This is a genomic window from Methyloceanibacter stevinii, assembly GCF_001723355.1.
In the GTDB taxonomy this organism is placed as follows: domain Bacteria; phylum Pseudomonadota; class Alphaproteobacteria; order Rhizobiales; family Methyloligellaceae; genus Methyloceanibacter; species Methyloceanibacter stevinii.
The window spans coordinates 18,059-39,479 of record NZ_LPWE01000013.1 but is presented as its reverse complement, the minus strand read 5'-3'; the positions used below and the strand labels follow the sequence as shown (position 1 = coordinate 39,479).

Sequence of the window (21,421 nt, the reverse complement as noted above, 5' to 3'; positions counted from 1 at the left end):
CTAGAAGCTGACCTTCGCGGTCTTGGCGTTGAAGATAACGACTTCTTTGTCCGGCTCGATCACGCCGGACACCGAGTAGGAGTGCGGTTCGAAGGTGACCGTCGCTTCGCATTTTCCACCCGCGCAGTCATCGGCAAACTTTTCCTTCGCCTCGTCCGGGGTGATGTCGTCCGTGTCGAGATAGACGCCGTCCTTTGTCGTGCACTCATAGCCCAACACGTCGCCCGACCGGCCGCCCTTGGTGCAGTGCGCCTTCATCTCGACTTGCTGCCCGAGATATTTCTGGGGGCTCTTGACGAGATCCTCGATCTCGCTGGCCTGGACCTGCGTGACGCATGCGAACAAGCCTACGCCGGCAACAAGAGAAGCCGCGTGGCGACTCATGAAATTAGTCATCGCTTCCTACCTCGAACGCTTACGGGTTTCAGTGCCGCGCCCCTTGCGCGAGCGCGTTGGGCCGCATCCTACAAGGCACCTTGGCGATGAAAAGACCGGACTGCACACAAAATTAAAGGCGCGGGGGAAAAGCCCCGCGCCTTCCAGCGCCCGTTCGCAGGGGACGAACGCGCCTAGCTTGTCTGGACTGGTTGAACCTGCTTCCGCTCGGCCATGAACTGGTCGAACTCCGCCTTGTCCTTGGCATCGCGAAGCCGTTTCAGAAAAGCCTGAAACTCATCGGCTTCTTCTTCGAGCCGCTTCAGGGTTTCCTCACGGTAGGCGTCGAAGGCACGGTTGCCGGTCGAGCCGAAACCACTTTGGAACCGCTGCGCCTCTTCCTTGAAGTACGAGCGCCAAGCCTTCTTATTTCCGCATCCCATTCGTCCACTCCAGATTAGATAAGCCAAAACACCAAGGCCGATTGGCCACCAGACGATAAAGCCGAGGATCGTCGCGGCGAACCAAGCGGGCTTTCCGTACTCGTCGAGGGTCGCAGCTAGCTGCATCGGGGTCCTTTCAGGGGGTAAGTGAATGTTATTCACATTCACATATATGGGCCCTGCTGACAAGCCGTTCAACGCCCCCGCGCCTGATTCTCGTCTACCTTTTGCGGTTTTCGGAGGCCACCGGTGCGACTCAAGGTGCGCCACCGGCCAAGAGAAAATTAACCGCAAGTCGCGAGAGTTCCCCGTCAATTCGCCGAAAAATGTACGGTTATCGGGCGTTTTCTGGGGGTGTCACTATGAGTTCTGCGTATCGCCAAGTCATCAGTTTTGCCGTCGCGGTAGCCGTTGCTGCCGGCGCGTTCGGGAGCGGCACGGCCGTTGCCCGGTCGCTGAAGGACCACAAGCCGCATGCGGGCGTGAAGCGCGCCCATTCCATGCCGGTCCAAGGAATCGACGTCTCCTACTGGCAGGGCGACATCGACTGGAACCGGGTCCGCCAGGCGGGCATCGAGTTCGCCTATATCAAAGCGACCGAGGGCGGCGACCACCTCGATCCGAAGTTTCGTCAGAACTGGTATGCGGCCAAGCGCGCAGGCGTCGCGCGCGGCGCTATCACTTCATCTATTGGTGCCGCTATGCCTCGGAGCAGGCCGACTGGTTCGTCCGGAACGTTCCGGCCGATCCCGATGCGCTGCCGCCGGTTTTGGATCTCGAGTGGCACCCGGATTCGAAGACCTGCCCCAAGAAGGTCTCACGGGAACTCGCGCTCAAGAAGATCAAGATCATTCTCGAGGCCATGGAGCGCCATACCGGCAAGCGGCCGATCATCTACACCGACCCGAGATTTCACAGGGACATCCTCCAGGGCCAATTCGAGGACTATCATTCTGGCTCCGGTCGGTCGCTGCGGAACCACACAAGAGATATCCCGGCCGCAAATGGGCCTTCTGGCAGTTCACCGCAACGGGAAGCGTGCCGGGCGTGCCGGGCAAGTGCGACCGCAACATCTACAACGGGTCGCGGGCGGACTGGAATCAGGTCCTAAGATGGCTCGAGGCGAGCGCCACGCAAGCGGGCCAGGTCTCCAGAACCGCCAGCCGCTAGCGCTACTCCGCGGACGCGCCCTCGTCCGGCGACTCGGGCAGCACACCAAGCCCCTTCAAATAGATGAGCAGGCCGCTCTCCAGTACCTCTTCAGCCGAGAGCGGGACCTTCTTGGCCGCACTGCCCTCCTGAATGAAGAGCGAGGCGACACCATGGGACATCGTCCAGATGTGCATAGCGACGAGTTTCAGCGGCGGGCGTTCGCTCTCCGGCAACTGCCGGCATAGCGCGGCGGCCGCCTCGAGAAGCACGTTGAAGGCCTTTTCGGCAGCCGGCGACGAGGAGGCCGCTTGGATCGCATCACCGCCCTCGTCCGCCGACGCGCCTGTCTCGAACATGACCGCATAGCTGGCCGGCTCATCGCGGGCGAAGGTGAGATACGCGCGGCCCAAAGCCTCGAATGCCGATAGCGGCGTCGGGATACCGTTATTCCAGGCTGCGTCCAAACGCGCCGCGAAACGCTCGAACCCGCTGCGGGCGACTTCCGCAAGCAAGGCGTCCCTGTCACGGAAATGCCGATAAGGCGCCGCCGGGCTGACGCCGGCCAGCCGCGCCGCTTCGGTAAGGCTGAAGCCGAAGGCGCCGTGCTCTTCGATGAGTTTGCGCGCGGCTTCCACCAACACCTCTTTGAGGTTGCCGTGGTGATAGGAGCGCCGCTGCCAACGGCGGCTGGGATCGGTCATGTAAACGGCTATTACATAAAAGCCGGTCACTCGGCTAGCTTCACCGTCACCTCCCCCCTGTTATACCGGTACCAGAATCAGTCCAAAGTCGTTCCCGCAAGCCATTCCAAGGGGCGGACCTTCCCGCAGGCCCCGTCTCATAGAGCAGTCATGAACAAGCACATCCTGTTGCACGCAATCGCGCCGACAGTGGTCGGCGGCCTTACGGCCGTAATCTTCGTCCTGTTTGGCGCCGACCTCCTGTCGAACCTCGAAAACCACCTGAAGTCCACCCTGCTCTTCGTTTGGCTGTTTCCGGTCATGATGTGGTGCGCCTATGCCGTGATGCAGCAGGGCGAGGCCGTGGCCGAGGAACTCGGCGAACCCTACGGCACGCTGATCCTGACGTTCTCGGTGATCATCATCGAGGTCGCGATGCTCGCCTCGATCATGCTGCAAGGCGAGAACAACCCGACGCTGGCGCGCGACGCCATGTTCGCCACGCTGATGATCGTGCTCAACGGCATGGTGGGCCTTGCCCTGATCATGGGGGCGCTACGCTATTGGGAGCAGGACTACAACCTCGCCGGTGCGCGCGCCTTCCTCGTGGTGCTCACAGCACTGTCCGTGTTCGCTCTGGTCGTTCCCAATTATACGGAGACGGCGCCGGATCCGGTGAATGCTCCCGGAAAGGCGATCCTGTTCGGGGCGATCACCCTTCTCTTCTACGCGGCCTTCGTGGTCATTCAGACCATGCGTCACCGCTCGTTTTTCGACGAGCCGGAGCAGAACGGGACAGCAGCCTCGGCGAGCAAGGTCGGTTCGGATACCGGCGAGGAAGGGAAGACATCCCATTCCCTGGCCTTCCACACGATCATGCTGATCCTCTGTCTTCTGCCGGTGGTGATCCTCGCCGAGTATCTCGGTGAAATCGTCAACTACGGCATCGAGGACTTGGGGCTGCCGGACCAACTCGGCGGCGTGCTGATCGCAGTGCTGGTCTTAACGCCGGAGGGCCTGAGCGCCTTCTCCGCCGCCCTGGCGAACCGGCTGCAGCGATCGATCAATATCTGCCTCGGATCGGCACTCTCGACGATCGGGCTGACAGTGCCGGCGGTTCTGGCCATCGGCATGATCACCGGGCGCGACGCGGAACTCGGGCTGACGCAGCTGGAAACGGTCCTGCTGGTCCTGACCCTGTTCGTGAGCGGCATGACCTTCGGCGGCGGCCGGACCAACGTGATCAATGGCGTGGTGCACCTGCTGCTATTCTTGGTCTACGTGATCCTGATCTTCAGCCCGTAGCGTCAGGCGTGGCGGTTGCCCCCTCAAATTCCCTCATTTTCTGCCATTCCGCACAAAATGGAGTTAGGTTATGCTGCGCAAAATTGCCTAGGGAGCCCAGACAAAATGCAAGATCGTGGCAGCGGAATTGCAATGCGTTGGCGCAAATGGTTGGTCGCTGGCATTGCAGCCACCGCCTTGGTCGGCACGTCCGCCATTGCGCAGGCGGAGGATGCCGAGACGGCTGATCCGTCGAAGGCGCCCTGCACGGACGACGCCATGATCGTCTTCGACGCTTCGGGCTCCATGTCGGGAAACCAGGAACTCGGCATTCCCAATTCCAAGCCCCGCATCGATGAAGTGCGCTGGGCGCTGGCGCAGGTCCTTCCAAGCGCGACACGCTACCGCCGCGTCGGTCTCGTGACATACGGTCCCGGACCCTACAATCAGTGCAACGTGTCGCTCGCCCTGAAACCGACCGCTAACGCGGCCAAGAAAATCATGCGGGCCGTCAACCGGATCATCCCGGCGGGTAAAACGCCCCTCACGTCCGGGGTCGAGCAGGCGGCCGAGGCACTGGACTATCGCAACAATCCCGGCGTGATCGTCGTCGTGACGGACGGCGAGGAGACCTGCGGCCGGGCCCCGTGCGAGCTCGCCAAGCGGCTTCACGACAACGCGGCGCGGCTCACCATCCATGTGATCGGCTTTCGCTACTCGGGCTATTCCTGGACGGGCCAGAACAGCGTCATGGATCTGATGTGTCTCGCGAATGAGAACAACGGGCTCTACATCAAGGCCAACAACGAGGAAGAGCTCGCCGACGCCCTCGAGAAGACGCTGGACTGCCCGATGATTTCGCAGGCGCCATTGTCTATGGGCGCAGTCCGCTAGGGCGCCAAGGCTCCCTCGCTTTTCATCGCCGATCTTTTCATTGACGCGTGCCGGCAAACCGGCTCAAGAAGCCGTCGATCGGGTTCTTTGGGGATGGGCGGCAATGGTTCTGTGCAGGCGGGCATTCGGCGGCCTTGGCATCCTGATAGCCGGACTGTCGCTTGCCGTGGCGGACGATCGTGTCCCCACAGCGGCGGACCCGGAAGACAGCCTCCTCTCTCACTGCTGGAGCAGCGACGCGCTTACAGGCACCGACAAGGAGCGCGCTTCCACCTTCGACCGACGCGCGTGGACCTCGAGGCCTTGCGCAAGGTGGCACGGCCCGAGCGGTCGCCGGTGGCCAAACCGTTGCGCGGTTCGATCCGCAGCGTGAAGGTCCCCACCGACGACAAGATCATCGCCCTCACCTTCGACCTTTGCGAAAGCAATGGGCATCGGACGGGTTATGACGGGCATGTCATCGACTATCTGCGCGCGGAGGATGTCAAAGCCACGCTGTTCGTGAGCGGCAAATGGTTCGAGTCCCACCCCGAGCGGGCCGGCCAGCTCATCGCCGACAGCCGCTTCGAGATCGGCGGCCATGGTCTCGCCCACCGCGATTTCACGAAAGCGAGCGCGGCCACAATCGACGATGAAATTCACCTAACGGAGCTGCCTTCCTCCGCGCCCGCGATCAGCTCATGGCGAAGAGCTGCGCCGCGAACCTCGCGGAGCATGCCACGCCGCAAGAGGACCTGACCCTGATGCGGTTCCCGTACGGCTGGTGCAACGCCAAGTCTTTGTCCGCCGTCGCCGATGCGGGACAGCTCGCCATACAATGGGACATCGTGACCGGCGATCCGGATCCCGGCCTCTCCGCCAAGCGCATCGCCAAGGCCATCGTCGACCAGGCCCATTCCGGCGCCATCGTGATCGGTCACGCGAACGGGCATGGCCGCAATACGGCCGAGGCCCTCAAGATCGCCATCCCCAAGCTGAAAGAGGACGGCTATCGCTTCGTGACCGTGAGCGAGTTACTCGCGGCCGGCGACCCGGTGATCGCGCAGAGCTGCTACACCGAACATCCGGGCGACCAGCACCGCTACGCGCAAGTCAAGAAGCGCCGCCGGGCGCAAAGCAAGTGACGGCCTCCGCCTTCCCGCCAACGGCCGATCTCGGGTCCGCGTGGTTGTGCCCCATCACGGACGACGCGCGGCGGACGTTAGCTGCGGTTCTCGCGACAATGGCGCCGTGGTCGACCCTGGCAATTCCGGAAGACGGCCTTTCCCGCTTTCTGGCTGGCGGGGACGAAGGCACGCGGCAATACGCCATCACCGTCGACGGCGCGACGGCAGGCGTCGTCTGCACGCGCTTTCCCTGGCTCAAAGGTCCTTATGTCGAGCTCCTTGCCGTCCTTCCCGGTCATCAAGGACACGGGCTCGGGACCAAGGCTCTGACGTTCGTCGAGGCCGAAGCCAAGCGGGCCGGGGCACGCAATGTCTGGGTCTGCGCCTCTGAGTTCAACGGCCTCGCACGGCGCTTCTACGAACGCCGCGGATTCGTCGAAGTCGGGACGCTGCCCGATCTCGTCACGGACGGTTTTGCCGAAGTGCTGTTCAGAAAGGCGCTCGCCTAACACCGCCGTTTTTGGGCGCGAGCAAGGCCTCGAGCCCGATTCGCCGGGCTAATTGTCCACACGCTATGCACCGGCCCGCGCGCAACGATGTCGCACCGGCCAGCCCTCTGCACGGCGCTCAATCCAGCGCCGAAAATCAAAAAAAATGCATCACGCGCGAACCGAATTGCACTTGACGCGTTGAATGGCAACGCTTGCGGCGTTCATTCATTTGTGCGGCGCAACAAGAAAACAGCTTGGCACGTAATTCGGGGAGTTTGTAAAATGACGACCTTGCAGAACGGGCACCCCTCCAATCGGAAAGGAGAACTTCCGATGGAATTCACAGCCAAACTGACCGTGGCTTCGGTCGTATTATCGTTCAGCTTTCTCGCCCTCGTCATTCTGGGAATGATCTAAGGGGAGTTATTGGCCCAAAGGGCCGCCAACATCAAGCCAACAGAGAACAAACGCCGTAGACGGACGATCCCGTCTTGGCGCCTCCTCTGTTGTGTTGGCTTTTACGCCGCCGCGTCGGTGACCCGCTTCGGATCGTAGTTGAGGATCGGCCCGAGCCACTTCTCGGCCTCGTCCAGCGACCAGCCCTTGCGCGCCGCGTAATCGGCGACCTGGTCGCGGCCGATCTTACCGACGCCGAAATACCGGGCGTCCGGGTGCGAGAAGTACATGCCGGACACGGCTGCTCCCGGCCACATGGCGCAGGACTCCGTGAGCTTGATGCCGATCTCCTTCTCAGCATCCAGCGTGCGGAAGAGCGTACGCTTCTCCGTGTGGTCAGGCTGGGCCGGATAGCCGGGCGCTGGGCGAATGCCCGCATAGTCCTCTGCGATCAGCGCGTCGTTCGACAGCTTCTCGTCCGGCGCGTAGCCCCAGAGTTCACGACGCACCTTTTCATGCATAGCTTCTGCGAAAGCCTCGGCCAGACGGTCTGCAAGCGCCTTCACCAGGATCTTCGAATAGTCGTCATTGGCGAGTTCGAAGCGGCGCGCGACCTCGTCCTCGCCGATGCCGGTCGTCACGGCGAAGCCGCCCAAATAGTCGGGGAGTCCCGTCTCCTTCGGCGCGACAAAATCGGCCAAGGCCAGGTTCGGCTTGCCCGTATCGCGCGCCATTTGCTGGCGTAGCGTATGGAAGGTCGCGAACGGCTTCTCCCGGCTCTCGTCCGTATAGAGTTCGATATCGTCGCCGACGCTGTTTGCAGGCCAGAAGCCCACCACGGCATTTGCCGTCAGCCATTTCTCCTCGATCAGCTGCTTCAGCATGGCTTGCGCGTCTTCGAAGAGCGGCCGCGCGGCCTCGCCATATTTGTCGTCGTCGAGAATGCGCGGATACGTCCCCTTCAGTTCCCAGGCATGGAAGAACGGCGTCCAGTCGATGTAACGCGCAAGCTCCGCGAGGTCGTAGGCCTCGAAAGTCCGGGTTCCCACGAACGATGGCTTTGGCGGCGTATAGTCTTTCCAGTCGAGCTTGAGCGCATTGGCGCGCGCCTGCGCGATGCTCGCCCGTGACTTCTCCGCCTGGCCGCGAGCGTACTTCTCGGCCATCTGAACGTATTCCGCGCGAACCTTTGCGATGTGGGCATCCCGGTGCTCCTTCGAGATCAAGCCGGAGACAACGCCCACCGCGCGGCTTGCGTCCGTAACGTAGATCGCCTGGTTGCGTTGGTAGTTGGGGCTGATTTTGACGGCGGTATGGACCTTGCTCGTTGTCGCGCCGCCGATGAGCAGTGGAATATCGAAACCCTCCCGCTCCATCTCGGACGCGACATGACACATCTCGTCGAGAGACGGCGTGATCAAGCCCGACAGGCCAATAATGTCGACGTTCTTTTCCTTCGCGGTATCGAGGATGACCTGGGAGTGCACCATGACGCCCAGGTCGATGACCTCGTAATTGTTGCACTGGAGTACGACGCCCACGATGTTCTTGCCGATGTCGTGGACATCGCCCTTCACGGTCGCGAGGAGGACCTTGCCGGCCGCGGGCCGGTCGACGATGCCGAGTTCCTCCTTTTCCTTCTCCATGAAGGGCATGAGATAGGCGACAGCCTGCTTCATCACGCGCGCGGACTTCACGACCTGCGGCAGGAACATTTTCCCTGCGCCGAACAGATCACCCACCACGTTCATGCCGTCCATCAGCGGGGCCTCGATCACGTGCAGGGGGCGCTCGGCGCGCTGCCGCGCTTCTTCTGTGTCTTCCTCGACATAGGTGCCGATCCCGTGCACGAGCGCGTAAGTCAGCCGCTCCTCGACCGGCTTCTCGCGCCAGGACAGATCCGCTTCTTTCTTCTGCGACGCGCCACCCTTGTAGCGCTCGGCAGCCTCCAGCAGACGATCCGTGGCGTCGTCGCGGCGATTGAGGATCACATCCTCGGCAAGCTCGCGCAGTTCCGGCTCGATGTCGTCGTACTGGCCGAGCTGACCCGCATTGACGATGCCCATGTCCCATGCCGCTGATGCGTGGTAAAGAAACACCGTGTGCATGGCCTCGCGCACGCGCTCGTTGCCGCGGAACGCGAACGACAGATTCGAGACGCCGCCCGAAATATGCACGTACGGCAGTTCAGCCTTGATCCGCCGCGTGGCCTCGATGAAGGCGCGGCCGTAATCATTGTGTTCCTCGATGCCGGTCGCAACGGCGAAGATGTTGGGATCGAAGATGATGTCCTCGGGCGGAAAACCGACCTCTTTCGTCAACAGATCGTAGGCCCGCTTGCAAATCTTGAATTTGCGCTCCGCCGTTTCCGCCTGACCCGTTTCGTCGAACGCCATCACGACCACGGCCGCGCCGTAGCGCAAAACCTTGCGCGCGTGTTCCAGGAACGGCGCCTCGCCTTCCTTCATGCTGATGGAGTTCACCACCGCCTTGCCTTGCACGCATTTGAGCCCCGTCTCGATCACGGACCATTTGGACGAATCCAGCATGATGGGAACGCGCGAGATATCGGGCTCCGACGCGATCAGATTGAGGAAGGTCTGCATGGCCTCCTCAGAGTTCAACATGCCCTCGTCCATGTTGATGTCGATCATGTTCGCGCCATTCTCGACCTGCTGGCGCGCGACTTCGAGCGCGGTTGCGTAGTCGTTGGCCTCGATCAATTTGCGGAAGCGGGCGGACCCCGTGACATTGGTCCGCTCACCAACCATCACAAAACTTTGCGCTGCTGAGGAAGTCATTCAGTCGGTTCCCAGTTCTTGTTAGCCGTGACGGACGAAAGAGATTGCATCATGCGAAGGCTAGCCAGCCCTTGATGGCAAGGCCGCGGAAGATCGGCGTCAGGCGTTCGAACCCGGCGCCCTTGAGCAGTTCTTCCTCGCGTTCCGCCGAGACGACCGCGACCTTCTTGAAATTGTCCGCATTGCGCGCGGCGGTTTCTTCCGCCACGCCCTTCAGGACGGCATGGCGCATCCAAATGCGGCGCAGTAACTCGGTCTCAGGATCTCCCGCAACACCGACACCATCGACAATCGCGAGCGGCGCTCCCGGCTTCAAACGCAGATGCATCGCCTTGAAGAAAGCGAGCTTGGCTCCATCGTCCGGGACAAAATGTGCTGTGAGGACACAAGTGGCGGCGTCGAAGTCCCTGTCCTCGAGTTCCTCGATTGTCACTGCCTCCACGCGTGCGCGTGCGCCGACCGGGGTTTCGACCAAGCGGCGGCGCGCCAACTCGACCATGGGCGGATGCGTGTCGAATCCGACAAAAGACCAGTCCGGATTGTTGCTCCCGAGACGTAGGATTTCCTCGCCGCCGCCGGCACCGGCCACCAAGATATTCGCAGGACCTTTGGGGACGAGTTCCAGCAGCGAGGCCTCGACAATGGCGAAGATCGCCTGCCGGCCCGGAATAAATTTCTCGGCGAGCGAGGCATACTCATCCAGATCAGGAAGCTCCTGATCCTCAAACTTCAGGGCTGTCATCTGCTCACCCATGCACAAAGGGCTCGAGACCGGAGAGACGCAGCTTGTGCTCGACCTCCGGAATTTTCCGGGGCGGGTACGGCGCCACGGCTTCCGCAATCGCCCGGATGTGCTCGGGCGTCGTGCCGCAGCAGCCGCCGACGATATTGATCAGCCCGTTCTTGGCCCAATCCTCCAGTAGCCCCGCCATGTGTCCGGGGGTCTCGTCATACGCGCCCATCTCGTTGGGGAGCCCCGCATTGGGATAGATGCTGACATAGGTGTCGGTCACGTTCGAGATCTCGTCCACGGACGGCCGCAACTGTTCGGCGCCGAACGAGCAATTGAAGCCGATGGAGAACGGCCGCAAATGGCGCATGGAATACCAGAACGCTTCCGGCGTCTGGCCGGACAGGTTGCGCCCGGACAGGTCCGTGATCGTCCCCGAAATCATGATGGGCAAATGCACACCCATCTCGTCGAACACCTCCTCGACCGCGAAGCCCGCGGCCTTTGCGTTCAAGGTATCGAACACGGTCTCAATCAGGATCAGATCAACGCCGCCTTCGATCAGCCCGCGCACCTGCGTCGAGTAGGCCTCCACCAACTCGTCGAAGCTCACATTGCGGAATCCGGGATTGTTGACGTCGGGTGAGATGGACGCGGTGCGGTTGGTCGGGCCCATGGCACCGGCGACGTAACGCGGCCGGTCCGGCGTCTTGGCCTCCCACTCGTCGGCCGCTTCGCGCGCGAGCTTCGCGGCCGCGACGTTCATTTCGTAGCTCTGATCCTCCAGACCGTAGTCGGACTGGCTGATAGCTTGCGCATTGAACGTGTTCGTCCCGATGATATCCGCGCCCGCTTCCAAGTAAGCACTATGGATATCGCGGATGATATCGGGCTGGGTGAGGACCAGGAGGTCGTTGTTGCCCTTCAGATCGCGGTCGAAATCCTTGAAGCGCTCGCCCCGATAGCCGTCCTCGTCCAACTTGTGGCGCTGGATCATGGTGCCCATGGCGCCATCCAAGATGAGGATGCGTTCTTTGACGGCTTCGTAGAGACGCTTGATACGTTCTTCGCGGGTCATGACGCCACCTTTGCGATCTTTGTCGGCTCCGAACTCTCGTCCGCCTTATGCGCGAACGCCTTGGCCGGCCGCAAGCCAAGCAGATGGCAGATCGCATAGACGAGATCGGCCCGGTTCAGCGTATAGAAGTGGAACGAGGTGATGCCCTGGTCGACGAGACCAAGTACCTGCTCCGCCGCAACCGCGGCGGCCACGAGATGGCGCGTTTCGGCATCGTCCTCCAACCCTTCGAAGCGCCGCTCCAGCCAATCGGGGACGCTCGCACCCGATCGTTTCGCGAAACTGGCAGCTTGCTTGAAATTGTTGATGGGGATGAGGCCTGGGATGATCGGAATGTCGATGCCCGCGGCCCGCACCCTGTCGAGATAGCGGAAATAAACTTCGTTATCGAAGAAGAACTGCGTGATGGCTCCATCCGCACCGGCATCGACTTTGGCTTTCAGCATGTCGATGTCGGCTTCGACCGACGGCGACTCCGGGTGCTTCTCGGGGTAGCAGGCCACGGACGTCACAAAGGGCGCAATGTTCTTGATGCCGGCAACCAGCCCCGCAGCGTTTTCATAGCCGCCCGGGGTCGGAACATAGCGTTCGCCGACGCCCTCCGGCGGGTCGCCGCGCAAGGCCACAAGGTTGCGAACCCCAAGGTCCCAATACTCACGAATGATCTCGTCGATCTCTTGCTTGGTCGCGTTTACGCACGTGAGATGTGCCGCCGGAATGAGTGTCGTTTCGCTCAAGAGGCGCGCCACGGTGGCATGCGTGCGTTCGCGCGTCGACCCCCCGGCCCCGTAGGTCACAGAGACGTATTTCGGGCGCAGCGGCTCCAGCCGCCTGATCGCGCGCCAGAGCGTCTCCTCCATCGCCGGGTTCTTCGGCGGGAAGAACTCGAACGAAACCTCAATGTCACCGCGACCGAGAAACCGGCGCTTCGGCGGTTGCTGTCCTTGCGTGTCTTTAGTCCCGGACATTATGCGGCGACCTCCACCTTGCCATTCCGTCTTCTTGTCTTGCCCGTCGCGGCCGGCTTTTCGCCGAGCCACAGAGAGACCGTCAACTTGCCTTCCGGAGACGCCTTGTCCGGCGACGCGGAACCAAGCGGGTTCATATCCTGGAAGCTCAAAAGCTTGAGCCCCGTTGTCTCCATCATGCGGCCGAGCTGCGCGCGGCCAAATCCCAACCGTCGATGTGCCGATTGCTCCCGCAAGAACTCGAGCTCGTGCGGCGCGAAATCGACCACGAGCAGCCGGCCGCCAGGCGCGAGCAGACGCGCGGCTTCCGCAACGGCGGCCGCCGGATCGTCGAGAAAGTGCAGCACCTGATGGACGACGACCGCATCGGCCGCGCCGTCGGGCAGCGGAATGTTGTAGAGGTCGCCGTGGCGCACCTGGGCCTGGGCAAGCCCCTCGCGTTCCAGCTTCGCCCGTGCGTAGGCCAGCATGTCGTGGTTGAGGTCGAACCCCAACGCCTTATCCGCGCGGGGACCGAACAGCTCGAGAATGCGGCCCGTGCCGGTCCCGAGATCGACCAGGAGCTCGAACGGCCCGGGGCCCAGCGCCTGTTCCATCGCCTCTTCGACCTGGCTCTCGGCCACGTGCAGAGCCCGGATCGAGTCCCATTCGGCGGCATGGGCTTTGAAGTAGTCCTGTGCGGCCTCGGCCCGCGCTTTCTGAACCGCCTCCGCCCGCGCCCGGTCGCGTGCCAGCGTCAGGTCGGACGGATCGAGGCTGTCGACGATGCGCGTGCGAGCGCGCCTGGGCCCTATCGGCGATGCGGAAGAAAACCCACGAGCCTCGCGGAAACGCGTGATGATCCCGGCCTCGGCCATCAGTTTCAAATGCCGGCTGATACGGGGCTGGCTCTGCACCAGAATCTGGGTGAGGTCCTTCACGTTATGCTCGGTCGCCGCCAGCAGCGCTAGAATGCGCAAGCGCGTGGCCTCGCCCGCACCGCGCAGAGCCGCAAGCACTTGCGCGCTGGACAGCCCCTGCCCCGAGTCCAGGCCTTGCGCAGCCGTGCGTTTCCCGGCCACGGCCGACGGTGCCTCGGGCGATTGAGCGGTATGCTGGAGACCATCTGACATAAAGATATGTTTATGTCAGCACTGAGCGATGCGCAATAGCGAAAGCCGCCGCCCGGATTGATATCTACCTATACGTGTATAGTTATGTTATTGTTCGTATACCGGGCATTGCATCCATGCCGTCAGGCAAGTGGAAGCTTCCAAGGAGACCGAGCATGATTCCGATCGATGGACAGCTTATGTACGACGTCGCCCCCCGATTCAGCGGCGCAAGGGCCAGGCGTCAGAAGGAGATCATCGACGAGATCAGCCCGGTATTGGCCTCGACGCTCGACGAGTACGACATCAACAATCGACTCCGGATTGCCCATTTCATCGGCCAGACCTGCCATGAGGCGGCAGGATTCAGGACGACGGAGGAGTTTGCCAGCGGCGAGGCCTACGAGGGCCGGCTCGATCTCGGGAATGACAAGAAGCGCGACGGACCCAAATACAAGGGCCGGGGCCTAATTCAGCTCACCGGCAAATTCAACTACCGCAAGTTCGGGAAGGCTCTGGGGATTGACCTCGAGAGTGATCCCTACCAAGCCGCCGAGCCTAGACTTTCGCTGCGGATCGCTTGCGAATATTGGAAGGACCGTAAGATCAACCCGGATTGCGACCGCGACGACATCATCACGGTTACCAGGAAGATCAACGGTGGCCTGAGGGGACTTGAGGACCGGCGCCATTATACCGCCAAGGCCAAGGCCGCCGTTGCACGCATCGAGGGCTTCATCATCGCCGGTGGTAATCCCGACAAGCGCCCCGTCTTGCATCGGGGCTCGGTGGGAGAGGCCGTGGGCGACCTCCAGGAACAACTGCACGAGCTGGGCTATCCTCTCGCCATCGACGGCGACTTCGGGCCTGCCACAGAACTCGCCGTGATGGAGTTCCAGTCGGCGCACCGGCTTAAGGCCGATGGCATTGTCGGCAAGAAGACGTGGACGGCGCTGGAGAGGACCGCCAAAAAGAAGGCGGCCTGATCCTGCCATACCCCCCGCGCGGGGGGTATGCCTGACGATGACTGCGCAGCCGACGGCGCGCTGCCTTCTCCTGGTCTTGAATCGGTGCGACGGTCCCTGCGGGATCGCAGACTGCATCCCCACGCACAATTCAAGGGCTCACCAGCCAAGGGAAGATCATGATCTCAGGACGCACCAGAACCACCCTTCTGTCCCTAATCGCCGGATGCTTGGCGCTTGTGTCTACAGGCGCAAGCGCGGAACAGTCGCCGGCAGAAGACAGTCACTTGAAGGAGGTGATTGCTGGTGATCACAGATCCGCCGACAACACGGCACGCGATGCGTACCGCCACCCATACGAGACGCTGACTTTCTTTGGAATCAAGCCGGACATGACGGTCGTCGAGATCTATCCCGGCCGCGGCTGGTACACGGAAATTCTCGCGCCCTACCTCAAGGACAGCGGCACGTTCTATGCCGCCCAACGCCCGAGCGACCCCTCCTACGCGCCGGGTCAGAGAGCGGTCGAGGCTTTCGACCAGAAAATGAAGGACGCGCCCGAGCTTTACGGCAACGTGAAACGCACAACGCTCACCAACGAGGGGGACATGGAGCTTTCGGAACCGGCCGATCTCGTCCTCACCTTTCGCAACACCCATAGTCTCATGAGAAGGGGTGCTGAGGATGCGACCTTCACCGCCATGTTCAATGCATTGAAGCCCGGCGGCGTGCTCGGCGTCGTCCAGCATCGTGGCGATCCCGACGTGGAGCAGGACCCCAAAGGCGGCAAAGGGTACGTAACCGAAGACTACGTGATCGCGATTGCCGAGAAGGCGGGCTTCGAACTCGCTGAGAAATCCGAGATCAACGCCAATCCGAAGGATACGAAAGACTACGACAAGGGCGTGTGGACTCTGCCCCCTTCGCTAACTCTCGGCGACGAGGATCGCGAGAAATATATGGCGATCGGCGAGAGCGACCGGATGACGCTGAAATTCGTCAAGCCCGCGAGCTAGGCCATAAAGACGCCCGGGCACACTCAGGTCCGGGCGAACTTCTTGTACTTGATCCGCTTCGGCACGATCGAGTCCTCACCGAGGCGGCGCTTCTTGTCTTCCTCGTAGTCCTCGAAGTTGCCTTCGAACCATTCCACATGGCTGTCGCCCTCGAAGGCTAGTATGTGGGTGGCGATGCGATCGAGGAAGAAGCGATCATGGCTGATGATGACGGCGCAGCCTGCGAAGTCTTCCAGTGCGGCTTCCAGCGACGATAGCGTCTCGACGTCGAGGTCGTTGGTCGGTTCGTCGAGTAGGATCAGGTTGGCGCCGGACTTCAGCATCTTGGCGAGGTGAACGCGGTTGCGCTCGCGCCCGAAAGCTGGCCGACCTTCTTCTGCTGATCGCCGCCCTTGAAGTTGAACCAACCCACATAGGCGCGCGACGGCACTTCGCGCTTGCCAAGCGTCACCACTTCGGCGCCTTCGGAGATTTCTTCATAGACCGACTTTTTCTCGTCGAGCGCGTCGCGGGACTGATCCACATAGCCGAGCTTGACGGTATCGCCGACACGGATGGCGCCGTTGTCCGGCGTCTCCTGCCCCACGATCATGCGGAACAGGGTAGTCTTGCCCGCGCCATTCGGCCCGATCACGCCCACGATGCCGCCGGGTGGCAGCTTGAAGGACAGATCATCCACGAGCAGCCGGTCGCCGAAAGCCTTCTCCAGGCCCTCGGCCTCGATCACGACGTCGCCCAGCCGCGGGCCCGGCGGAATGGTAATCTGCGCCTTCGTCGTTTTGTCTGCGCCGGCCTCCGCGAGCAGTTCGTCATAAGCCTTGATGCGGGCCTTGGACTTGGCTTGCCGCGCCTTGGGGCTCGCCCGGATCCAGTCGAGCTCACGGGCGAGCGTGCGCTGCTTGGCCTCTTCCTGCTTGCCCTCGACCTCCAGCCGCTTCTGCTTCTGCTCGAGCCAGGACGAGTAGTTGCCCTTGTAGGGGACGCCCTGCCCGCGATCGAGTTCGAGCGTCCAATCGGTGATGTTGTCCAGGAAGTAGCGATCATGGGTCACCATCACGATCGTGCCGGGATAGTCGCGTAAGTGATGTTCGAGCCAGGCGACGCTCTCCGCATCCAAATGGTTGGTCGGCTCGTCGAGCAACAGGATGTCGGGCTTCGCGAGCAGCAGCTTGCACAAGGCCACGCGGCGGCGCTCACCGCCCGACAGCTTGCTCACATCCGCATCGCCGGGCGGGCAGCGCAACGCATCCATGGCCTGTTCGACCTGGGTATCGAGATCCCACAGATCCTGGGCATCGATCTCGTCCTGGAGCTGCGCCATCTCGTCGGCCGTCTCGTCGGAGTAGTTCACCGCGAGCTCGTTGTAGCGGTCGAGCTTGGCCTTCTTCTCGGCCACGCCTTCCATGACATTGCCCATCACGTCCTTGGCCGGATCGAGCTGGGGCTCCTGCGGCAGATAGCCGACGCGCACGCCCTCCGCGGCCCAAGCCTCGCCCGTGAACTCCTTCTCGTCGCCGGCCATGATCCGCAGCAGCGTGGACTTACCGGCGCCGTTCACGCCCACCACGCCAATCTTCGCGCCGGGGAGAAAAGCGAGGGTCACATCCTTCAAGACCTGCTTCCCGCCGGGATAGGTCTTGTTGAGTTTGGTCATGACGTAGACGTATTGGGGATTGGCCATTCGGGGTCCCTTGGCGTGTGTCTCGAATTGAGGAAATTTGCCCGCAGCTTTAGCGGGTCGTGCGCGCGAACTCAATGTCGTAGCGGCCTATCAGAGTCGAAACATGTTTCCCTCATCACAGGGTTGAAATGGCTCGGGGGCAGGATGATAGTTCCGCCAGCTCCCGGCAGCTGGCGCGGTCAAGAGGCCGACGACAGAGCCAAGACCGGAGCCCAGGGAGGAAAGCTTGAAAAATGCTGTATTGGGGCTGCTTGCCCTATGCCTGCTCGCGCTGCCCGCAGGGCGCGCCGAGGCTGACTACACCGTCGTGGAAGTCAACTTCATCCTGGCCGACAAGGATGGGGACTTGCTCCTCAGCAAGACCGAATATCTGCTCGCGCCCATCGAGGTTTTCCAAAAGCTCGATACGAACGCCAACAACGCGCTTGAGCCTGAGGAACTGGGTGACCTGGCCAAGGATGCCGAATTCGCCGACGGCGATAGCGACAAGAGCGGGAGCCTGTCGCTTGAGGAAGTCATCGCGGAGAAGCTCGCCGATTTCGAGGCGGCCGACACCAACAAGGACGGCGCGTTGAACGTCGACGAAGTCACCAAGTACGAAACGAAGAAGAGCGAGGGGAACTAGCCATGACCGTTTCCAAGTTTCACAAACGTGCTCTCGCCCTCTTGGCTGGTGTGGCGATCACCACCATGGCGATGACCGCTCCTCGTCCCGCAGTGCTCAAGAGGGGGCGCTGGTCGGTGGCGCGATCGGCATTGGCGTCGGCGCCGCGCTCACGCGCGGCAGCGCGGTGGGCGTGATTGGAGGGGCGCTGGTCGGCGGCGTGGTCGGCAACGAAATCCAGAAGGACAGGCGCCGTCAGCGCCGCAACTACGACAAGCGCCACAGGCGCTAGCCGGACCCCAATACGGTTGGCACGGCTCGAACACGCGGGCCCCGCGCGGCAGGGCCCGCGCCTTGCCGCTTATTTGGCCGCCTAGAATCCCCAGGTCTGGAAGAAGCCCTTTGAACCGCTCAGGGAGTCCGACTGAGTGTCCGCGGATTCTCCGGCCTCTAGCTCAGCCGCGATGTCATCCACCTTCTGCTGCGCCGTCAGTTTTGAATCCCGCGTTATCGCTTCGACCTCTTCGACAATCTTACTCGCTTCGTCCTCGGCCTCGGGGCTCTGCGCATGGGCAGACCCGAACAGCGAAAACGACGCGGTTTGTGTACGTGCATGGACGATCTGCTGACCGGCCGCATTGGAGCCCATGGCGACGCAAAAGATGATCAGCGTGTTGATCACGAAAAATGCACACCTCTGCCAAACGGGGGCGGTTGCCGTCACGGCCAAAATCACAACACCGAACAGTGCGCTCACGCCTAGCGCGACATATCCAAGCGGCAGATGAAAAACATTCCCCACGGTGTTGGTGATGGTCAACGTCAGCCCGCCTGCGGCACCAGGCGTTATCATCGACTGCGTATGCAGGAAGTCACTCAGTCCACCCTCGCCGTTTGCCATATCAATACCTCTAGAGCCAAATGCACACTTAAAAAGTGTATATCATTGTCTAGGTAACTAAAAGGCGAATCGTGGCGGTCAGAATAGTTCGGGCAATCGGGCTTTCAGCTTCTGCGCCAGGGCATCGAGCGGGTTTTCCTGCAAGGGCTCGATCGTGGACAGAACCTCTGCGAAGTGCTCCGGAGTGAGGTCGGCGATGGGGATCGTGCGCGACCAGCCCTTGCCCATCAGGAAGTCCCGGTAGAGCTGCTCGTCCTCGGTGAAGCGGGCGGCACGCGGCGACACGCCAATGACGGGCAGCCGCGCCGACACCGCCTCGGAGATCATCGAGCTGGAATCTTCGGTGCAGACGATGGCGTCCGACTTGGCGAAGATTTGCGGCAGGGTGCCTGGCCCCGCGGCGCGGAAATCAATGAACTTTTCCACCACGCTTTCATCGTGCGCCATCTCGGCGATCCGGTCGGCCACGCTGTCCGGCGTGCGCCGGGAGGTAGAGATCAGCACCGCGTACCCCAGGACTTCGACACGGCCGCGACAAAGGCGAGCAATGCGGCCCACTCGCTGTCGCGATACCGGAAGCTCCCTGCCTGACCGCCGACAAGCAAGCCCAAAGTCTTCGGCAGGTTGTCCGGTCCATAGCGCGGCACGGTCGCAGGCCGCCCAAGCTCGTCCGGATCGATTGAGGATGGCTTCAGCACGACCAGATGCTTGTCGCTGCCCTCATCGCGCTCGTAGGAAGAGATGATCAAGCTGAAATTGTCCGGCTCAAGCCCCCGCAGGAGCGAGCCGCAAAAGATGTTGGGCACGTCCAATAACCGCGTGACGCAAATATTCGGCATATGCGTCTCACCGCCCGCGGAGACCACAAGGTCGGCTTCGGGGAGCGTGTCCGCGTCGATGCGGTAGGCCATGCGCAGCATGCGCGGCGGATAGAAGCTGTCGGCGTTGATGCGCGCCCGCAGCCACCGTGTCGGGACGATCCATTTGCGTTTCACCTCGATCCGGGTGACGTCGACGGGCCGCAGCCGCGCCAGGGCCGCGATCACGCCCTGGGCGATGTGGTAGTGCCCGGGCCGCGTGTCGGCGAGGAAGATGACCCGAAGGGGCGTTGTGTCTGACATCGATGCGGCAACCCTTCTGGACCGGCGGCAGGTTGATACCGCACCCTGGCGGCCTCTTCAAAGCCCTTCAAGTGTGCTTGGCAAACCGGACGCGTTTCAGCACAATCCGCCCAGCCGCTACGCGGCCGAGCCGTGACGCGAGAAAAGGAGCCCTCCGTGAGCGACGAAATTGGCAGCTGCGACGTGATCTTGAAAGCCATGGTGGCCATGGCGAGCGCCGACGGGCACCTGGATTCGCGCGAGGTCGGCCTCATTCAAGATATCTTCAAGGACTGCACCGGAAAGACGCTGGGGGCGGATGCGGTCGCGCGCGCGGCCCACCAGAACGAAGCCGAGGATATCCGCAACGTTCTCGCGGATCTGGCTCCCTCCCTAGACCTGACCACGAAGGACGAGATCCTGTGCGCCGCCTATCGCGTGCTGCTGGCGGACAACCGGGTGGCCGGCGAAGAGCGCAAGGAGCTGCATGAGATGGCCAGGGCCCTTCATATCTCGGAGATTCACCTCAGCGCGCTCCTCGAGGAACTCGCCGCCTCGCTCCACGAGTAAGCGCCAATCCGGCTTGCGAAGGCGCCCCGGAACCGACTAGGGTCCCGCCCGCACGTCTCGCGGCACACGGACCCATGATCCTCTCACACAAGCACAAATTCATCTTCATCAAGACGAAGAAGACGGCCGGAACGGCGATCGAAGCCGCGATCTCGCAGCTCTGCGGGCCGGACGACGTCATCACGCCCTATCGCGCGGCGAGCGAGAAAGACCGCAAGGGTCTCGGCCCGCAAAATTACCGGATCGAGCATCCGCTCAAGCCGCAGCGGCCGCTCTGGCGCAAGCTCCTCGGCCGCCCCGAACGTTATTGGCATCCCACCATCGGCTACTACGAGCACATGCCCGCCTGGCGCATCCGCAACTATGTGGGCGAGGATATCTGGAACAGCTACTTCAAGTTCGCGTTCGACCGGAATCCGTGGGACCGGCAGGTGTCCTGGTACAACTACAAGACCAAGTCGAAGAAAACCCGTCCAAGCTTCGAGCGCTACATGCAGCGGCCCACGGCCTATGTGGACAATCACGAACTCTACATGCTGGACGGAGCGTTGGCCGTCGACTTCCTCGGCCGCTATGAGAATTTGGAAGAGGATCTGAACACGGCGCTCCGCCAAGCCGGTGTCGAGACGAAGGTCAGCGTGCCGAAAGTCAATGTGACGCCGAACAAGGATTCGGAACGCAGCTACCGCAGCTACTACACGCCGGCGCTCCAAGAGCAGGTGGCGAACTGGTATCAGCCGGAAATCGAGCTGCTGGGTTACGATTTCTGATCAGTGGTCTGATGGTGTCGTGGGCGCGTGCGGCAGGCCGCGTCCGGCCCGCCGCTCCGCGCGACGACCTACTCCGTGCAGGAGCTGCTGTCGGCGTTCCACGTACCGCCAGCGGCCTCACAGTCGGCCTGGTTGTCCGGGCCGGCGAAAGCCGGTGCAGCGGCGGCAAGCGTGGTAGCGAGAGCGAGCATGGTGACGAAATACTTCATGGTCTTTTCCTCCGTTTGAACGCACCTGCGATTGCTGCAGGCGGACGAAAAAACGCCGGTCTGGAGGTTGGTTCCCTCGCGGGCGAACTAAGGCAGCGTGCCCTGAAATGACCTGA

At 62.1% G+C, this 21,421-nt stretch carries 20 protein-coding genes and 4 pseudogenes; 11 read left to right on the top strand and 13 right to left on the bottom strand.

Translation table 11 applies throughout. From position 1 onward, the window contains the following. Both AUC70_RS12370 and AUC70_RS12365 read right to left on the bottom strand, forming a co-directional pair. Positions 1 to 384, bottom strand: coding sequence for a hypothetical protein (locus AUC70_RS12370; protein WP_158007446.1), 384 nt, complete (start codon positions 382 to 384; stop codon positions 1 to 3). Between the two features lie 185 nt (positions 385 to 569). Continuing rightward, a complete protein-coding gene (locus AUC70_RS12365; protein ID WP_069445159.1) occupies positions 570 to 944 on the bottom strand; it encodes a DUF2852 domain-containing protein in 375 nt (124 codons plus the stop codon). A gap of 200 nt (positions 945 to 1,144) precedes the next feature. On the opposite strand from AUC70_RS12365, the pseudogene AUC70_RS16415 reads away from it, so the two are divergent. Continuing rightward, positions 1,145 to 1,929: pseudogene (locus AUC70_RS16415) on the top strand (GH25 family lysozyme). Positions 1,930 to 1,990: 61 nt separating this feature from the next. Here AUC70_RS16415 and AUC70_RS12360 read toward each other — a convergent pair. After that, positions 1,991 to 2,701 (bottom strand): TetR/AcrR family transcriptional regulator, encoded by a 711-nt coding sequence (locus tag AUC70_RS12360; protein WP_244505613.1) that lies wholly within the window; start codon positions 2,699 to 2,701, stop codon positions 1,991 to 1,993. A 120-nt stretch (positions 2,702 to 2,821) separates the two neighbouring features. Here AUC70_RS12360 and AUC70_RS12355 point away from each other — a divergent pair, with 120 nt between their 5' ends. The 5 genes from AUC70_RS12355 to AUC70_RS17200 all read left to right on the top strand — a co-directional run bounded on the left by AUC70_RS12355 (position 2,822) and on the right by AUC70_RS17200 (position 6,443). After that, positions 2,822 to 3,955 carry a calcium:cation antiporter gene (locus AUC70_RS12355; RefSeq protein WP_069445157.1) on the top strand — a complete coding sequence of 378 codons (1,134 nt, stop codon included), beginning with the start codon at positions 2,822 to 2,824 and terminating at the stop codon, positions 3,953 to 3,955. Between the two features lie 132 nt (positions 3,956 to 4,087). Then, a complete protein-coding gene (locus AUC70_RS12350; protein ID WP_158007445.1) occupies positions 4,088 to 4,828 on the top strand; it encodes a vWA domain-containing protein in 741 nt (246 codons plus the stop codon). Positions 4,829 to 5,140: 312 nt separating this feature from the next. Beyond that, on the top strand, positions 5,141 to 5,566 hold the full coding sequence (locus AUC70_RS12345; protein ID WP_206599382.1) for a polysaccharide deacetylase family protein: 426 nt from the start codon (positions 5,141 to 5,143) through the stop codon (positions 5,564 to 5,566). Beyond that, positions 5,509 to 5,952: a polysaccharide deacetylase family protein gene (locus tag AUC70_RS17205; protein WP_069445155.1), complete on the top strand. Its 444-nt coding sequence runs from the start codon at positions 5,509 to 5,511 to the stop codon at positions 5,950 to 5,952. Before AUC70_RS12345 ends, AUC70_RS17205 begins: the two co-directional genes overlap by 58 nt. After that, on the top strand, positions 5,949 to 6,443 hold the full coding sequence (locus AUC70_RS17200) for a GNAT family N-acetyltransferase (protein WP_158007444.1): 495 nt from the start codon (positions 5,949 to 5,951) through the stop codon (positions 6,441 to 6,443). Before AUC70_RS17205 ends, AUC70_RS17200 begins: the two co-directional genes overlap by 4 nt. Positions 6,444 to 6,943: 500 nt before the next feature. On the opposite strand, the pseudogene metH reads toward AUC70_RS17200, so the two are convergent. The 5 genes and pseudogenes from metH to AUC70_RS12310 form a co-directional block, all read right to left on the bottom strand. Next, positions 6,944 to 9,601, bottom strand: a pseudogene (gene metH, locus AUC70_RS12330) (methionine synthase); the annotation flags it as partial. A gap of 70 nt (positions 9,602 to 9,671) precedes the next feature. Continuing rightward, entirely contained in the window at positions 9,672 to 10,364 is a 693-nt protein-coding gene (locus AUC70_RS12325; protein ID WP_158007443.1) for a class I SAM-dependent methyltransferase, read from the bottom strand. Positions 10,365 to 10,368: 4 nt separating this feature from the next. Beyond that, positions 10,369 to 11,430 (bottom strand): homocysteine S-methyltransferase family protein, encoded by a 1,062-nt coding sequence (locus AUC70_RS12320; RefSeq protein ID WP_069445152.1) that lies wholly within the window; start codon positions 11,428 to 11,430, stop codon positions 10,369 to 10,371. After that, on the bottom strand, positions 11,427 to 12,398 hold the full coding sequence (metF, locus tag AUC70_RS12315) for a methylenetetrahydrofolate reductase [NAD(P)H] (RefSeq protein WP_083241537.1): 972 nt from the start codon (positions 12,396 to 12,398) through the stop codon (positions 11,427 to 11,429). The genes AUC70_RS12320 and metF overlap by 4 nt, the downstream gene beginning before the upstream one ends. After that, positions 12,398 to 13,510, bottom strand: a complete 1,113-nt coding sequence (locus tag AUC70_RS12310; RefSeq protein WP_069445151.1) for an ArsR/SmtB family transcription factor — start codon at positions 13,508 to 13,510, stop codon at positions 12,398 to 12,400. The genes metF and AUC70_RS12310 overlap by 1 nt, the downstream gene beginning before the upstream one ends. Positions 13,511 to 13,665: 155 nt before the next feature. On the opposite strand from AUC70_RS12310, the gene AUC70_RS12305 reads away from it, so the two are divergent. After that, on the top strand, positions 13,666 to 14,475 hold the full coding sequence (locus AUC70_RS12305; protein ID WP_069445150.1) for a peptidoglycan-binding protein: 810 nt from the start codon (positions 13,666 to 13,668) through the stop codon (positions 14,473 to 14,475). 266 nt (positions 14,476 to 14,741) lie between these two features. Beyond that, the gene (locus tag AUC70_RS12300) at positions 14,742 to 15,470 is read left to right on the top strand and encodes a class I SAM-dependent methyltransferase (protein ID WP_206599381.1); all 729 of its coding nucleotides are present in this window, start codon (positions 14,742 to 14,744) and stop codon (positions 15,468 to 15,470) included. A 23-nt stretch (positions 15,471 to 15,493) separates the two neighbouring features. Here AUC70_RS12300 and ettA read toward each other — a convergent pair. After that, positions 15,494 to 17,151, bottom strand: a pseudogene (ettA, locus tag AUC70_RS12295) (energy-dependent translational throttle protein EttA). Between the two features lie 226 nt (positions 17,152 to 17,377). On the opposite strand from ettA, the gene AUC70_RS12290 reads away from it, so the two are divergent. Further along, complete coding sequence (locus AUC70_RS12290; RefSeq protein ID WP_141702155.1) at positions 17,378 to 17,776, top strand: EF-hand domain-containing protein; 399 nt, start codon at positions 17,378 to 17,380, stop codon at positions 17,774 to 17,776. Positions 17,777 to 17,795: 19 nt separating this feature from the next. Here AUC70_RS12290 and AUC70_RS16855 read toward each other — a convergent pair whose 3' ends face one another. The 3 genes and pseudogenes from AUC70_RS16855 to AUC70_RS18110 form a co-directional block, all read right to left on the bottom strand. After that, positions 17,796 to 18,038: a hypothetical protein gene (locus AUC70_RS16855; RefSeq protein WP_069445147.1), complete on the bottom strand. Its 243-nt coding sequence runs from the start codon at positions 18,036 to 18,038 to the stop codon at positions 17,796 to 17,798. A gap of 90 nt (positions 18,039 to 18,128) precedes the next feature. Beyond that, entirely contained in the window at positions 18,129 to 18,656 is a 528-nt protein-coding gene (locus AUC70_RS12280) for a hypothetical protein (protein WP_069445146.1), read from the bottom strand. Positions 18,657 to 18,734: 78 nt separating this feature from the next. Then, a pseudogene (locus AUC70_RS18110) lies at positions 18,735 to 19,777 on the bottom strand (ELM1/GtrOC1 family putative glycosyltransferase). 132 nt (positions 19,778 to 19,909) lie between these two features. Between AUC70_RS18110 and AUC70_RS12265 the strand changes: the two are divergent. Continuing rightward, positions 19,910 to 20,326, top strand: a complete 417-nt coding sequence (locus AUC70_RS12265; protein ID WP_069445143.1) for a TerB family tellurite resistance protein — start codon at positions 19,910 to 19,912, stop codon at positions 20,324 to 20,326. A 74-nt stretch (positions 20,327 to 20,400) separates the two neighbouring features. After that, the gene (locus AUC70_RS12260) at positions 20,401 to 21,096 is read left to right on the top strand and encodes a sulfotransferase family 2 domain-containing protein (protein ID WP_069445142.1); all 696 of its coding nucleotides are present in this window, start codon (positions 20,401 to 20,403) and stop codon (positions 21,094 to 21,096) included. Between the two features lie 68 nt (positions 21,097 to 21,164). Here the strand turns inward: AUC70_RS12260 and AUC70_RS17195 are convergent, their stop codons facing one another. After that, positions 21,165 to 21,305 carry a hypothetical protein gene (locus AUC70_RS17195; protein ID WP_158007441.1) on the bottom strand — a complete coding sequence of 47 codons (141 nt, stop codon included), beginning with the start codon at positions 21,303 to 21,305 and terminating at the stop codon, positions 21,165 to 21,167. Positions 21,306 to 21,421 lie beyond the last annotated feature (116 nt).

Excerpts from the sequence above, each read along its gene's own strand:
- AUC70_RS12320 (WP_069445152.1), bottom strand. The coding sequence starts at position 11,430 with ATGACCCGCGAAGAACGTATCAAGCGTCTCTACGAAGCCGTCAAAGAA.
- AUC70_RS12280 (WP_069445146.1), bottom strand. The coding sequence starts at position 18,656 with ATGGCAAACGGCGAGGGTGGACTGAGTGACTTCCTGCATACGCAGTCG.
- AUC70_RS12350 (WP_158007445.1), top strand. The coding sequence starts at position 4,088 with ATGCGTTGGCGCAAATGGTTGGTCGCTGGCATTGCAGCCACCGCCTTG.
- AUC70_RS12355 (WP_069445157.1), top strand. The coding sequence starts at position 2,822 with ATGAACAAGCACATCCTGTTGCACGCAATCGCGCCGACAGTGGTCGGC.
- metF (WP_083241537.1), bottom strand. The coding sequence starts at position 12,398 with ATGTCCGGGACTAAAGACACGCAAGGACAGCAACCGCCGAAGCGCCGG.
- AUC70_RS12305 (WP_069445150.1), top strand. The coding sequence starts at position 13,666 with ATGATTCCGATCGATGGACAGCTTATGTACGACGTCGCCCCCCGATTC.
- AUC70_RS12370 (WP_158007446.1), bottom strand. The coding sequence starts at position 384 with ATGAGTCGCCACGCGGCTTCTCTTGTTGCCGGCGTAGGCTTGTTCGCA.
- AUC70_RS17195 (WP_158007441.1), bottom strand. The coding sequence starts at position 21,305 with ATGAAGTATTTCGTCACCATGCTCGCTCTCGCTACCACGCTTGCCGCC.
- AUC70_RS17205 (WP_069445155.1), top strand. The coding sequence starts at position 5,509 with ATGGCGAAGAGCTGCGCCGCGAACCTCGCGGAGCATGCCACGCCGCAA.
- AUC70_RS12325 (WP_158007443.1), bottom strand. The coding sequence starts at position 10,364 with ATGACAGCCCTGAAGTTTGAGGATCAGGAGCTTCCTGATCTGGATGAG.
- AUC70_RS12310 (WP_069445151.1), bottom strand. The coding sequence starts at position 13,510 with ATGTCAGATGGTCTCCAGCATACCGCTCAATCGCCCGAGGCACCGTCG.
- AUC70_RS12365 (WP_069445159.1), bottom strand. The coding sequence starts at position 944 with ATGCAGCTAGCTGCGACCCTCGACGAGTACGGAAAGCCCGCTTGGTTC.
- AUC70_RS12260 (WP_069445142.1), top strand. The coding sequence starts at position 20,401 with ATGATCCTCTCACACAAGCACAAATTCATCTTCATCAAGACGAAGAAG.